Annotated in this window: 16 protein-coding genes; 6 read left to right on the top strand and 10 right to left on the bottom strand. The window is 43.4% G+C overall.

The window, feature by feature from the left end; translation table 11 throughout:
- Positions 1 to 89: 89 nt before the first annotated feature.
- The 3 genes from HP548_RS28335 to HP548_RS28325 are packed head-to-tail and all read left to right on the top strand — an operon-like array spanning position 90 to position 3,848.
- Complete coding sequence (locus tag HP548_RS28335) at positions 90 to 1,226, top strand: endospore germination permease (RefSeq protein WP_076290323.1); 1,137 nt, start codon at positions 90 to 92, stop codon at positions 1,224 to 1,226.
- Positions 1,183 to 2,688 (top strand): spore germination protein, encoded by a 1,506-nt coding sequence (locus HP548_RS28330; protein ID WP_175383526.1) that lies wholly within the window; start codon positions 1,183 to 1,185, stop codon positions 2,686 to 2,688. Before HP548_RS28335 ends, HP548_RS28330 begins: the two co-directional genes overlap by 44 nt.
- Positions 2,685 to 3,848 carry a Ger(x)C family spore germination protein gene (locus tag HP548_RS28325; protein WP_175383525.1) on the top strand — a complete coding sequence of 388 codons (1,164 nt, stop codon included), beginning with the start codon at positions 2,685 to 2,687 and terminating at the stop codon, positions 3,846 to 3,848. Before HP548_RS28330 ends, HP548_RS28325 begins: the two co-directional genes overlap by 4 nt.
- Before the next feature lie 145 nt (positions 3,849 to 3,993).
- On the opposite strand, the gene HP548_RS28320 is transcribed toward HP548_RS28325, so the two are convergent.
- Both HP548_RS28320 and HP548_RS28315 read right to left on the bottom strand, forming a co-directional pair.
- Entirely contained in the window at positions 3,994 to 4,323 is a 330-nt protein-coding gene (locus tag HP548_RS28320; RefSeq protein ID WP_175383524.1) for a hypothetical protein, read from the bottom strand.
- A gap of 192 nt (positions 4,324 to 4,515) precedes the next feature.
- Positions 4,516 to 4,884 carry a hypothetical protein gene (locus HP548_RS28315; protein WP_175383523.1) on the bottom strand — a complete coding sequence of 123 codons (369 nt, stop codon included), beginning with the start codon at positions 4,882 to 4,884 and terminating at the stop codon, positions 4,516 to 4,518.
- 148 nt (positions 4,885 to 5,032) lie between these two features.
- On the opposite strand from HP548_RS28315, the gene HP548_RS28310 reads away from it, so the two are divergent.
- Positions 5,033 to 5,563: a hypothetical protein gene (locus tag HP548_RS28310; RefSeq protein ID WP_175383522.1), complete on the top strand. Its 531-nt coding sequence runs from the start codon at positions 5,033 to 5,035 to the stop codon at positions 5,561 to 5,563.
- A 106-nt stretch (positions 5,564 to 5,669) separates the two neighbouring features.
- On the opposite strand, the gene HP548_RS28305 is transcribed toward HP548_RS28310, so the two are convergent.
- Positions 5,670 to 5,966: a WXG100 family type VII secretion target gene (locus HP548_RS28305; RefSeq protein WP_175383521.1), complete on the bottom strand. Its 297-nt coding sequence runs from the start codon at positions 5,964 to 5,966 to the stop codon at positions 5,670 to 5,672.
- A gap of 40 nt (positions 5,967 to 6,006) precedes the next feature.
- Positions 6,007 to 7,362 (bottom strand): lipase family protein, encoded by a 1,356-nt coding sequence (locus tag HP548_RS28300; protein ID WP_175383520.1) that lies wholly within the window; start codon positions 7,360 to 7,362, stop codon positions 6,007 to 6,009.
- Between the two features lie 94 nt (positions 7,363 to 7,456).
- Here HP548_RS28300 and HP548_RS28295 point away from each other — a divergent pair, with 94 nt between their 5' ends.
- Positions 7,457 to 7,771 carry a DUF1433 domain-containing protein gene (locus HP548_RS28295; protein ID WP_125477260.1) on the top strand — a complete coding sequence of 105 codons (315 nt, stop codon included), beginning with the start codon at positions 7,457 to 7,459 and terminating at the stop codon, positions 7,769 to 7,771.
- A 413-nt stretch (positions 7,772 to 8,184) separates the two neighbouring features.
- Here HP548_RS28295 and HP548_RS28290 read toward each other — a convergent pair whose 3' ends face one another.
- From HP548_RS28290 to HP548_RS28265, 6 genes are all read right to left on the bottom strand, one after another.
- Complete coding sequence (locus HP548_RS28290; RefSeq protein WP_175383519.1) at positions 8,185 to 8,466, bottom strand: hypothetical protein; 282 nt, start codon at positions 8,464 to 8,466, stop codon at positions 8,185 to 8,187.
- A 300-nt stretch (positions 8,467 to 8,766) separates the two neighbouring features.
- A complete protein-coding gene (locus HP548_RS28285) occupies positions 8,767 to 10,065 on the bottom strand; it encodes a galactokinase (RefSeq protein ID WP_175383518.1) in 1,299 nt (432 codons plus the stop codon).
- Positions 10,066 to 10,269: 204 nt separating this feature from the next.
- Complete coding sequence (locus HP548_RS28280; protein ID WP_175383517.1) at positions 10,270 to 11,088, bottom strand: NAD(P)H-binding protein; 819 nt, start codon at positions 11,086 to 11,088, stop codon at positions 10,270 to 10,272.
- Between the two features lie 162 nt (positions 11,089 to 11,250).
- Positions 11,251 to 11,742 (bottom strand): MarR family winged helix-turn-helix transcriptional regulator, encoded by a 492-nt coding sequence (locus HP548_RS28275; RefSeq protein WP_175383516.1) that lies wholly within the window; start codon positions 11,740 to 11,742, stop codon positions 11,251 to 11,253.
- 153 nt (positions 11,743 to 11,895) lie between these two features.
- Positions 11,896 to 12,660 carry a hypothetical protein gene (locus tag HP548_RS28270; RefSeq protein WP_175383515.1) on the bottom strand — a complete coding sequence of 255 codons (765 nt, stop codon included), beginning with the start codon at positions 12,658 to 12,660 and terminating at the stop codon, positions 11,896 to 11,898.
- A gap of 31 nt (positions 12,661 to 12,691) precedes the next feature.
- Positions 12,692 to 13,432, bottom strand: a complete 741-nt coding sequence (locus tag HP548_RS28265) for a hypothetical protein (protein WP_175383514.1) — start codon at positions 13,430 to 13,432, stop codon at positions 12,692 to 12,694.
- A 135-nt stretch (positions 13,433 to 13,567) separates the two neighbouring features.
- Between HP548_RS28265 and HP548_RS28260 the strand changes: the two genes are divergently transcribed.
- On the top strand, positions 13,568 to 14,032 hold the full coding sequence (locus HP548_RS28260; protein ID WP_175383513.1) for a hypothetical protein: 465 nt from the start codon (positions 13,568 to 13,570) through the stop codon (positions 14,030 to 14,032).
- The last annotated feature ends 70 nt before the right edge of the window (positions 14,033 to 14,102 follow it).

The raw sequence follows: 14,102 nt of genomic DNA, 5'->3' as shown, positions 1-14,102 counted from the left end.
TCTATTGTTCAAAAAAATAAAATAGGAATCGAAAATCCATTTCCTGTACAACCTAACGGAAACTTCCTTGAACGGAAAGGAGAATTCCCATGAGCCGTGAAAAGGGAGAAATCACGATATGGCTGTCCTTTTCCATCATTTTGTTAAGTGCAGGCCTCGTGTGCCATGTTCTGTCCATTCCGGCGATTCTGGATTATGCAGGCAGAGATGGCTGGCTATCGGTAGTCGCTGCTGCTCCCTTCTTTTTGTTATTTCTATGTATGATGTTCGTTATTATCCGGCGGGTACGCGGGCAGCGTTTGACGGACTGGATCACGCGGGAATTTGGCGCAATTCCTTCATGGATTTTCCGTATCACTGCCTCACTCATGCTGCTTGCACTTGGATCACATACCTTATATGAAACAACAAACTGGACGGTATCCACCTATCTGCAATTCACCCCACCCTATGTGCTCGCAGGCGTGGGAGCACTGGTTGCTGCCTGGGCGGCTGCCAAAGGTATCCGTTCCATTGCCATGACTTCAAGTCTTCTGCTTCCGTTCGTGATCCTGCTTGGATATTTCGTGATGTCAGCCAACATAAAATACAAGGACTATGGCCAGTTGTTTCCCATCATGGAATATGGTTCCGGCCCCGTCCTAAGGGGCATGATCTATTCGCTTGCTGGACTGATGGAAATCTGGATCTTGATGCTGTTCCAACACGATATCAAAAGTAAAATTCGCTGGTGGCATCTTCTGCTGCTCGGGTTATTCATGCTCAGTATGGCGATTGGTCCAACGCTGGGAGCCATCGTTGAGTTCGGTCCGGAGGAAGCAGCAAAACAGCGAAATAGCCCCTATGAGCAATGGAAGCTGGTGAATATAGGAAAATTGCTCCAGCACGTGGACTTCTTGTCCATCTATCAATGGCTAAGCGGTTCATTTGCCAGAGTGGCGATCTCCATCTATCTTATCGTCGATCTGCTCGATTTTCGCAGACCCAAGAAAAGGTACGTTGCCGTTCTAATTGTCACCTTCATCATGTGTGGCATAGCTGTACAGTGGTGGAGAATTGATTACGTTGACTATTATGTAAACCATATTCAATTCCCCGTGATGCTGGCCTATGTATCCACGGTAACAATCCTGTTGACACTCGCCGCATTCATACACAAAAAAGACAAGGAGGCTCCCGCCCATGCCGCTCACAACCACACCAAAGAAAAACCCCCATCTGGCTGAACCATTCCGAATCAATGAGCATAATCTTACGACGTTTTTTGCAGGTTCAGATGATGTGATCATCAGCAGCCATATGATTGGGGAGTCTCCACAGCAGATTGTCATCGTGTATTGCAGCGGTATGGTCGACAGCAAATCCATATATGATATTATTCTTCCCGAACTGACGCGAACGTACGAGAGTACTCACTTTGTTCGTGCATCGGACATCGAGAAGTCCATTACCCTGCAATGGACAAGTATAGACATACAGAACAATCCGCTGGGAAAGGAACTCATGTCCCTGCGAGTGTTTGAGGGGCATATGCTCATCTGCATTCCTTCCATCCAGAAGATGTGGAGCATGGATATATCCAACATTCCTACACGGTCGCCGGATGAATCCACTACGGAAGTATCGATCCGCGGGGCACGAGATGGTTTTATCGAACGACTATCAGTCAATATTGCGTTAATTCGTACACGCCTGCGTACGGCCGAATTAGCCTGTAATATTGAATTAATTGGTTCTCGCTCCGTGACCAAAGTCGCCCTGATGTATATTAAGGACATTGCCAATCCCGAGCTGATTGATGATGTGAAGAATAGGCTGCGCAAAATCGATATCGAACGCATTATGACCGCCAATGAACTAGAGGAATTATTGTCCCCTTCCAAAGTCACATTGTTTCCGGTAACCCACTACACGGGCAGACCTGATTTTGCGGCGGAATGTCTTCTGAACGGACGTTTCGTCATTATCGTGGATGGCAATCCCAGCGTCATCATCGGACCCGTCAATTTGTTTCTGCTTCTCAAATCCCCCGAGGATGCCAGCTTCCCTTTTCTTCCGGTGAATGTAGGCCGTATGCTGCGTTTTATCGGGCTATTAATAACCGTGTTCTTGCCTGGTTTCTATATTGCGCTGACTTCTTTTCACATGGACCAGCTACCCTTTCCGCTCGTAGCCACGATCTCGGTTGGGCGCATGGGTCTACCTATGGAGTCTGGTGTGGAAATGTTTCTCATTATGCTTCTGATGGAGCTATTCCGGGAAGCAGGGGTGAGGCTTCCCAGCGCCATTGGTCAGACGCTGACCGTTGTTGGCGGATTGATTATTGGGGATTCGGCTATCCGTGCAGGCATGGTTTCCCCGCTCATGATTGTCGTCATTGCTGTAACCGTAGTGGCTGGAGCAACGATTGTGAATCAGGTCATGACCAGTTCTGTTCTGATTCTGCGTTTTTTCTGTTTTGTACTGGGGGCATCCCTTGGCATCTATGGGTTCATTCTGTCCATTATCCTGTTCCTGATCTATCTGACCGATCTGAAATCGTTCGGTATTCCTTATCTGACCCCTCTCAGTCCGCTTAATTTCAAACAGGCGCTGGCCTCGTTGTTCAAACTTCCGAAAGGATGGATGAAACGCAGACCTGTCTATTTGGAAACGCAGGAGCCGCGCAAAGAAGGGAATGAGCGATGAAGCGGCTTGTACAACGATGGTTGCTAGGACTGCTAAGTCTCTCTCTTTGTTTTGTGACCAGCGGGTGCTGGAGTGCCTATGAGATCCAACAGGTGGACTATGCCAAAGCGATCGGGATCGATTACAAGGACGGGATGTATCACATGTATGTTCAAAGCATGGACTTTGCCAGTGTAGCCAAGAGCGATAATTCAACCAAAACTGCGGAAGCTCCACCTGTATGGGTTGGACATGCATCGGGGAGAACATTGAATCTGGCGGTAAACGAACTGTTCCGAAGTTCCCAGCTCCATATCGCCTGGGGCCATGTGACGGCCATTGTCATGGCCGAAAATGTCCTGACAAGCAAGCATATTACTGAAGTGTTCGACATGCTTGGACGTTTCCCTGAATCACGTTATACAACTTGGGTATACGGCACTCGCGATCCATTGGAAAATATTCTGAGCGCCACGTCCATATACAATATGTCGCCGCTGGACAGTATTCTGCATAACCCTCTTCCCTCATTCCTGGAAGAATCGCTATTTCCTCCAGTGCTTAGTTTCAAACTCATTGCCACCCATAATGATGCGTCCACGACAACTTATCTGCCTTGCATCACCTTGAACAAGGAGCACTGGTCTCAGAACAAAAAAAATTATGAACTGTTTATGATTGACGGTGCTTTTTTTGAAAGAACCGGGGATAAATTTGAATATTTGCCCCATAGCACAATTCCTGGATTTCATTGGTTACTTAAGGATATGCGGCGTGCGCCATTGATTATTGAAAATGAAGGAACCATCTATGGCGCGCTCAGCGTTGGTTTGCCCAACGTCAAAATTGTGCCTGTCATTCGTGGGAATGAGGTTTATTTCAACATCGATGCCAAGTACCTGACCGCCTTGTATGAATATATCACCCCTGTTTCCTATGACGAGATGGTCCAATTCAGCGAGAAGACATTGCGGGAGCAAATTTTGCAAACGTATCGCGAAGGTCTGAAACGTGGGGTCGATGTCTATGGACTTCAGGAGAAGGTTTATCGCAAAAATCCAAGCCTATGGCGCAAGCTGTCCAACAACGGCTCAAAGATGATCCTGACGGAAGATTCCATTCAGGAGCTGGACATTCATATTACCATTCCATATACGGGTAAATTCCGTAGGAAAGTGTAGCCATAACAAATCCCCTGCCGTATGTCGGATAGGGGATTGTTTGGTTGATGCTGCTATTATTTTGTGTAGGGAGATGAGATTTTACATAACTTTCATGTGATCTTCTAATCTTCGTTGTCCAGGGATGTATGCATCCCTCTTTTCTTTAAAAGCTAAATTTCAATCCTAAATATTCGACTAAGATCCATGAAATAGGCCAAAGTAATGGAACATGAACAACCCAATAAGGGGCTTTATATCGCCCGTTCTCGTAACTGATCCCACAATAAAAAATCGCAAATAATACACCTAAAGGATAGGTGAAAAGAATTTTAACCAATAGATCACGGGAAGTATCATATGTGTGTGGATACGGTGCCGATAAGGACATACCAAGTCCAAAAAGAGCCATAGGCCAAATGAACAAAGTAACTCCATACAAAATCAAAAATAATAATAAATAATTGTATAACTTCTCATTTTTCCTCTTGCTCATATTCCCTCCTGAATGCCTAAACGTAATCGCCCAACGTGAATAACTTTTTCAGAAGATTTTACAGGATGGATATGGAAATATAAATAGTTTATTCCTTGCTGATTAATAAAAAGACCTCCAACCATACAGGTTAGAGATCTTTTTATGATGTTAAATTATTGTATTTACCCTAAGCAGCGACCGTCTATCAGACTATTTTCCATTCTGCCTATAATACTCCATTATTCGCATGCGTGTGGTCAGTATTAAGGTCTGTGGCAGTAGCACCACAAATATAAAAATCAGCACGATCAGCCACAGATGAGCGGCAAAATTCTCTGCGCCAAACGATGGTTTGGGAAGTTCAATGAAGTACCACCAGCACGGGATGGCAACAAACCAGGTCAGTCCGGTAGAGATGAATAACTCCTTCACCCCACTCCATAGAAAACAAAACACAATGGCAATGGTTAACGCGAACCATGGATGGGGCTGCCCCGTCCAACTCCTATCTAAAAAAATTAGCAGTGGATACAACAGTGTCGTGCTCCATCGCCAGATGCTGTTGGTGTACAGTTTCATGAGATTCCCCCTTTGTAACAAGCAACCCTTTTACTTTATAAACAATACCTTTGCTAAAAAGTTGGACCTTCTGATCCATTGGTTTGCATGCATAATTACCAATTTACGGCTCATACTACCATAAGGAAATTATATAAGGAGTGACAACATGAGGTTAAAAAGCATCATCGCCGTTGGAACAGTGTTAACTTGCTCGACTCTGTTATGGGGCTGTGGCAATGCCAATATGAACCATGCTTCGCAGCAGAAGGATACTGTTCAAACCGAGAGCTGGAGCGATCCCAAACGACTGGAGGCTTCCCATCTTGAAGCGCTGGAACGGATGGAAAAGGATCATATTCATCGCATGGTTTCGCTAAATGCGAGCATGGATGAAGACAAAGTAATGACCACTCTTGAACGATCCACCCAAAAGCTGGAGGAAATGAGACCGCTCGCTGAAATGCTGCAACATGAGGGCCATCCAACACTGTTACAACGAATTCAGGAGATGGCTGGAGATATTCAAGGCTCGAAACAAGTGGTTGCTGAGATGAAAAAACTGCCTCAGGACGGTAAAATTAAGATCCAGTCTGAAAACTCCGATTCTTTGCACCACATCAGCAGTTTTCGAGATTACCACCAGTACATGCAAGAGAAAATTCAGACTTTAAACAAGGCTAAGTCTGCCACACATTAATCTGTATCGGCTATTCAGATAGCATTGCTCCACTGTTTAAAAAACAAACCATAATAGTTAGGTGGGAAGGTTCATTCCTATCTAACTATTTTCTTGTAAAGAGGTATTACTCTACCCTGCTGCGATCCCTGCGATCTTCTCTGTCCGCTTCCTCCATTTTACGAATATATCGCTTCAGTTCTTCTTTATGAGCTTCGAGTTCATTCAGCTTTGCAGATGCCCCATCCATAAATGACTGCATCTTATGTGTCAACTCTGTTGCGGATGTACCGATCCAGTCTTGCTGCAATCGGCCATGAATGGAGCGCATTTTCTGTTCCTGCTGCATGAGCCGTTGCTGCAACTGCTCACATTGCTGAACAGCCTTTCTTAAATCAGACAAGGATACGGATATTCTGCCCATTTCTCATTTCCTCCTGTTAGTCCTTCTATGTAGAAATGCATTAGTGTTGGTCTGCGATTACAAAATCTTCTCTTTTACGTTCAATATATTCCGCAATTTCGCTAATGGATTCCTGATACCAACGATTGATTGCTTGTAACGTTGCTGTTGCGTTATAGGCGATGGGTGTAAAGGACTGACTTTCGCTGGTAGATATATGTGTCTGAAACATCTGAATCGAAGTCTGGGCATCATTCGAGAAGCCACTTAAACTTAGCCTCATCTCCCTAGCAGCCTGCGCTAACTCTTCCGGTGTTAATTGAATCTTGCCCCCGCCTTTTCCACTAACAAATCCTGTAGCTGCTGCGATCAACGGAGGAACAATACCTGCCATCAAATTGGAGAAGGTGGCAAATGCCTCCTGATGGGCCGTCCACCTAGGAGAAATATCAATGGTTTCACCAGTGTTCCGGTCTATTAGCGGTCCTTTTAGATTCCCATTCTCATCAAACTCGTATTGATCCATGGAATGATACCCTTTGCCTTCGTCCTTCGAGAATGAATCAAAAAATCTTATAATATCACCAACATGAAGCTTGTCCAGATCCACACCTATTCTTACGTCATGAACTAACATGGGCGAGCCTGCACCCAGAGGCTGAAAAGGAACCTTTAACTGAAACTGAAATTTCCAATTCTGATACATCGCATTAGCGGTGTCAAAGTCCTGACCCTTATACACGGTACTTCCTACGTGCCTGTCATATTCACTTATTCCCCCAGCCCCTACAGAATCATTGGGATGAACCACGTTAACCATTTTGTTATCAAAATGACCCTCATTGACCTTGGACAAACTGACATCATCCAGGAGATTCGTTACACTAGGAGCACTATACGTCATCCCAGACACATCCTGACGAGCAGCTACATATTGAGCTAAACCGCCACCCAGGGAATGACCCGTCAATGAAATGTCTGAATCAGGGTACGCCGCCTTCACCGCCTCATACAATTCCTCAGCTTGGTGAAACTGATTATTTTCCCAATCCATGTTATCCTTCATAAGCTTGAAGGGACTATTTTTAAATATATTATGACGTTCTGGATCGGTTATCGCATCTTCAAGCCTTTTGGTTCTACCACCTACGACATCGAAGGCATCTGTCTCAATATCAGCTGCTTTTCCAATAATACCTTCAGGTTCAGTACCTCTATAACCGATGATAACTTGATTTGTTTTGGGATTCTCAAGAACTATAGCATCAAATCCTGAATACGCACTATGCAGACTTGCACCCTTTGGTTCAACCGTTCTCCAATCCTTGTACTCATCCTTGTCCAAAATATCACTACGACCTGCAGGAACATCCGTATATGCAAGCTCAGATATTTTTAAATATAATTCGTCAGTCATGTATTTATCCATCCTATTCACCCTTTCTTCTAGTTAACGGAAGTTGTATAATGCACATTATCAAACGACAACATTAGGAATATGAGGTGATTACTTGAAAAAATCAGGATTACTTTTTATATTAATGATCTGCGCCATATCATTCACTTTAGGAGGATGTATGTCAAACGAGAAAAAAGAGATTATTCAAAAAGCTCAGGTAGCAAGCCAAGCCTATTTTAAAGAAAAGTATGGAATTGATGTTGAATTCACAGACCATAAATTTATTCCCGCTGATTTATCCCATACCGTTTCTTTAACTGGATATGTGAAAGGAAACAAAGATCAGGAAATATTCACTATGGTCGATTATGATACCTATGAAGTCAAAACGGGTTCAGTGCCAGATGAAATCAAGCCTCTTCAATAAATGAATTCTACTTAACTCAAACAAACATATACGATTTTTTTATCTGAGAGCCTTGTAGATATACTCGGCTCTTTAATTATGTAATAAGGAACCACTTCACTAGATTCCATCCTCTTTTTCCAAAAGAAGTAGAATCATTATAGTGCATCTTCGGCGTGACGTGTACATAACAACTGAAAAATGAGTACAAAGTCTTTATCCTTTTGGGTAGTAGACAGTAGGTACATTCAAGTACTTAGGCAGTTGTTACCAGTAATAAGCTCACACTTTTGCGTGTATACGTGAGGAAATAAATTTAGCTTTATCCTAATAAAGTTAGTAGGCAGTAACTGTCCACATAATTTCTATATATGCCACTGCCCTCACTTTAACATGCTATTCATTCAAAGGTATTTACCCTAATCAATCATGATTCATTCCACCCACAAGGACACCCATATAAAAGTGCTGAACAATACAACTGGCATAAGTGCCCCAGTGGCTAACATGATCCAAAGTGTTACTGGCCTTACATTCAGGAAGTATTGATCAAACCAGTGAAATCGTTCCTTCCGCCATTTGGCAAACTTGAGTTGCCTGATCATACGCTTCAACATTTTCTGCCGCTGCTTTCCTTCTTCCACTTCTTCCAGCGTATGTCGCAACTCGTCATACAAACGCGCCTCTTCCTGCTCAGCCATTGTGGTTGTCGTCATTCTGTGTCCCCTCCCTTACCTAATTAACACTGAAACGCGTCCAAAGTTTGGAATTATATAGAGCACTGAACTTAAGATTGCTCACGTTCCACAATCATCTTCGCCTTCGCCAACTCCTGATCTGAATTTTTTATTAACGGACCGTTCCCTCAGAAAAAGTCCAGAGCGAGCTATCTCTCCTCATGTAGACAGCAAAAAGCGATCCTCTTCCATGACCAGCGTCAAGTTGGAGAACCGCTATAATGTACTGTTTAATACTACTTATACAGGTTAAACATCGCGTGTGTTACACCGACAAGATTAACCCACGTTTTCGATTAATGTGTTCAAACATACCGCACCCTGCGCACGCACATTAACCACAATAATTGGCGTATCCAGCATGCCGTGCATCCAGGACATATACTCCTCAACTTTTTCGTTGGGAAGAATCGTCAGAATGACCCCTGCAAATCCACCGCCGTGTATACGGCAAGCGCCATCACCCAGCTTTTGCAAGTAATTTTCAGTTAACGCCAGTGCGATACCAATCTCCTGTTCCTTCACCGAGCCGCTCTGGTATACATTCTGGAGCCACTTCCAGGATGAGCTCCCGGATGCCGTAATCAGATTCAGGAAATCAGCAAAACGCCCTTCCCTCAAGGCCTGTACCTGACCGTCCACCCGATTGTTTTCCTCCAAGAAATGCAGCGCACGCAGTACCGCACGATCCCCCGCTGCTTCACGTACCTGCTTGAGATTGGCGTAGATCGCCTCGACGGTTATTTCGCGGACATACTTGCTGCCCAGCGCTTTAGCAACCGCTCTCATCTCATAAGGTACAGCAGCGTAGTCCTCAGTCAGATCCGCGTGATTCCCACCTGTGTTTACAATGACCAAGGAGTAGCCGTTTTGTTGGAAATCCCATTGTACAGGCTCAATTACAGGCTCGGCCGGATTCTCAAAATCAATCGCAATCAGCCCACCATAGGCACAAGCCATCTGATCCAGCAGACCGGAAGGTTTGTTCCAATATTGATTCTCCGCATACTGACCAATCTTGGACATGACCACCACATCCAGTGATCCATCGTTGTAGAAATGATTCAGAATCGTACAAATCAGCATCTCGAACGATGCCGACGAGCTCAGCCCGGACGCCGAGAACACGTTACTGGAGATGTACGCCTGGAAGCCGCCCACTTTGTATCCAAACTTCCCAAATCCCGCAGCCATACCACGAATCAACGCCGTAGTGCCGTCGTCCTCAGCCTTCGGTGCCAAATCCGTGAGATCGATTACATACTTCTGGTCATAGCCTTCTGAATAAAAGGTAATTACCGAATCCGTCGTTGGCGCAGCCACAGCAATCGTATCCAGCGTAATACTTCCCGCCAGCACCTTACCATGGTTATGATCCGTGTGGTTGCCGCCAATTTCGCTACGTCCAGCCGCGCTGAACAATTTGCTGCCCTCTTGTACGCCAAAATACTGTTCGAATGATTCATTGAGCTTGGTGTAACGTGCTGTCTGTTCTTCTAGTTGTTGCTGACCATACATTTGGGCAAGCAGCGCTTGGCCTGAAGTGGACTGGATCAGTTCCAGTGGTTGTGTAGTCATTAATAATCCTCCTATGGATATGCAGCATTTATTTTTCTGATGTAGATGATAAACAATACGGGGAACAATTTATGCCCCTTTACTCTCCCATTATCTCAGCTTCGTTTCGTAAAAGGTAGGGTAGAATTGAAAGTTTGTAAGCGTTTTTTAAATTAATTATATTTCACAATCATAGGCTTAACTTCGCTCCAATTTTACGTTCGCTTATTTCAGAAAGGGTGCGATGCTATCCTTCAACGAAGTTACCGGATGACCCATCAATTGTTCAAGGTCTTTCGATGTAGATACCGTATCTATACTGCTTAAAAAAGGGTAGATCCAGTGCTGCACCGACACATCCTCGCTGTGAATAACGGTCTTTCCTGCAAACGCTGTAAGCACCTCAGCGAGATCAGCAAAGGTCCAAGTTTTTGACGCGGCCAGCTCATAGATTTGCTGCTCATATCCTTTGCCTGCGAGTACGTTCGCAATTGCCTGTGCAAGATCGCTACGTGTTACAGCATTGAATCGCCAATTTCCTGGACGAGTTGTCAGTACACCACTTTGTATCGCCTCATTTAATCCAAGTACATCCACAAAATCAATGTACAGCCCGTTACGCAAAATCGTATACTTTATACCTGAATCAATTATGACCTGCTCGGTAAGTCTATGAACGCTTACTGGAATTTTAAGACCCGTCTGCGGAAAAGCAAAGCTAGTATAGAGGATATGTTCAACTCCTGCTTTCCTCGCTGCATTAATTACACTAGTATGTTGAGTTAGCCGTACTGTATCATCGGTATGTGAGCTAGAGATCAACAGCAATTTATTCACACCGGTAAAAGCTTTCTGGCATGTTTCCGGACGATCATAGTCCATGTAGCGTACCTCTCCACCCTGATCCTTCAGAGCTTCTAAGGTTGAGGACATACCCAAATTACGGACACCTGCAATAATTTGGGTAGCCGGGATCTTGGCTAGCAGATTTGCGATAATCAGATTGCCTAGTTGTCCATTCGCTCCAGTAATCATAATAGACATCGTGTTCTCCCCCTCCTATAAATGAATCACCATTAAGTAGTTAAGCTATTAACTAAATGGACAGAATGATCAGCTGGACTTCAACATATTCCTCGCTGAACTAATCATATTCCTTTCCATATATCCGGCCCCAGAATGAGCTTAAAATCGTTTTAAAATGTATTAAGACCTGTTCAGCTTCTGTAATAAAACAATCAACTGATGCTGCTCCTGTTCATCCAACTTGCCCATCTGTCTGGCCACAGCTTCACGGTTTCCCGGCAGATGCCCACTCAATAATGTCCGCCCAGCATCGGTAATGGAAATGACTGTCTTGCGACCATCTCGTGCATGTTCAGCTCTTGCGATATAACCATCACGCTCCAGTGGGGTTAGCAGTAAGCTAATGTTGGCCTTGGTAACACCAATCTTTTCGGCAAGCACTGAAGGTAGCATCGTTCCCCCATCTTTGGCAATCTCCACAAGCACACGGATTCTTGCTCCATTCAGCCCTTGAGATTGCCAGTATTTTTCCGATACGGCTACCAGGTTGGCAGTCGCCTCAACCATCGTGAAAAAAGCTGCATTTGGCAGCGGCAGATGAAGTAAATATTCCTGCAGCGCATCTCGTTTAGAGTCAATTAATGGCAAGTTTTCTTCTTGTAAATGATCCATACGTTCTGTTCCTCTCCATTTAGTTAATAACTTAACTATTTAGACTAAGATAACTTTCCCCATTAAAAATGTCAATTCATTAAATTATGACCATGGAATTAATTCATTCAAATGCCCAAAAAGCTTGCCCCAAAATTGGAACAAGCTTTTTATCTATTTTTCAACAGGTTCAACTTCAATCTGATCAACAATAAATTCATTGTCGTCTTTATCGAAGGTATACGTGATATTGAAGTCACACACATATGTAGGAGATATACCAATAGAGCCTGGAAGACTTAATTTAATTTTGTGATTATCCATTGTATAAATAACTACACCGCCGAAAGCAAGCTCATCTTGATTATAGTCTGGTGCTGGATCGAAATCATAATTGAAATTATCTACTTGTCCTTTTGAATTCACTGTAATAGCTAATGTACCATCATCATTTTTAGATATACGCGATTCAATATGCTCAGTAACAATATCCTCATAACGCTGTACTTTAATTTCAGTTAAGTTATCAGAGTTAACGACATGAATTTCATAGTTATTCAAGCCTGTCCCTCGGCCAGTCTGAATGATTATTACAGCCTCTTCCTTACCATCACCGGTAAGATCGGTATAAAATAACTGCGGCTCCGTTCCCGAATAATGAGAGATGCTCCAATCAAAATCTTTTGTGCGCCCGTTTATATCTAGAGTTACTCTTTCAATTGCATCTTCCGTTTCTTTATTTGCATAAAGTTTTACTTGTCCATCCTCAGAAGGTCCGATTAATTTTAATTTTGAATTTGTTTCTTGTTTCGGCTTCTTAGTTACCTGCATGGTGGGAGACACTACTTGTTCCTGCTGTATAGAAACTAACGAATCTGATTGGCATCCTCCAAAAAGAACTGCACTCAACAATATCAATGAAGCTATTTCTTTTATCAAATCACTGTCCCCTCTCACTAAATAGCTAAAATTAATCCAATGAATTTAACCGAATGGTTACCTTCCTCGTTTCACGATCATTGGAATCAAACCAATCCTTAAGTACGTTATATTCACTTGTTTCTAATGCTGCTGTTTCAATCGTGAAATGGTTATTGTCTATCCATTCATAAGAGATGATTGGCCAGGTCGGTTTCAACATAAATGCTTCTTCCAAATCAGTTGATGCATATGGAATGATTTTTAATTTTTTGAGATCCACAGCAACAAGGATATGTCTCTTGACCAGACCGCCTTCATCATAAGCATATCGAATTAACACCTGCTGATAGTCAGAGGAAAGTTTATAATCTTGTAAAATGCCCTCAGGCAACGGCAAGCTATGCGTCCCTATATCATCAGTCTTCACGAGAAGGGTAAAGCAAGCTTTGGTTCCACAGCCATACTTTAGCATCGAATATGTTTCCGAAGAAGGCACCTCCAATACTTCCACATATGTACGATCTATTTCAGTTTGGAAGTCCTGTTCGTTCATCAGGTAGCGCTTATACTCTGGGACGTCGTTAAGAGGTAATTGTAGGGTTGCTTCTTCATTCGTGATTTCAATGATATTGGGTATTGATGATGCCTTGTTATGCAAGCCTGAAGAGCTGGTATCGTTATCATTTTCCACCTGATATGCGGGAGGTTCTAACCCAGAAAACCATATCATAATTACCTCTGAAGTAACGAGTACTATAACTAGTAGCAAAAAGAACATTTTCTTTTTCATAGCACTCCTCCTTCGTGCATGGTTTCGATCCAGAACCAAATGGATTATACTACAAAGATATCCATTTTTGGTGTCAGATCGGTTTCAATGTTATTTTCATGAGATAACCCACTATTCAGGTTAAGAGGTGAATCTATGAACGTTATTTTAAACAAAGAACCAGATAAACGTCGTATAAACGTAGCGATGCTTATGTATCTCGTACTAATGATTTTATTTTATGGCATTTATGTTTCCTTGGAATCGGATCGGATAGCTCAATCACAACAGTGGACTTCCGGTGGTTCCATAAGCGACCAAGCGATCGAGTCAATGAGTCAACTGGGAAGATGGACGTCAATTACTGAATTACTGTTTCTAGTTCTTTTCATACTGGTGATGATTATCATGATTACGCGGTACCGAAGAAATGTAGGAAGATTACTCCCTTTTGCCTTATGGAATGTCGCTTTGTTTGTTGGGGTTGGCGCGGTCAGTTTGGTTGGTTCACAGGTCACGTCAATGTCCGTTGGTAACCTGGCACAACCCATTATCGTACCTGCGTTTCTATTGGCTGCGTTGTTCATATATGTAGTTTGGGGATTAATGAAACGTGGATAACGTGCGGTGTGAGGGGATTATAAACGTTCAAAAACTTTTGGTTGTGTTCTCCATAGATATCTGGATTGCA

This window comes from Paenibacillus taichungensis, assembly GCF_013359905.1.
GTDB lineage: Bacteria > Bacillota > Bacilli > Paenibacillales > Paenibacillaceae > Paenibacillus > Paenibacillus taichungensis.
Note: the sequence above shows the minus strand (reverse complement) of the source record. Positions and strands in the feature narration are given on the sequence as shown.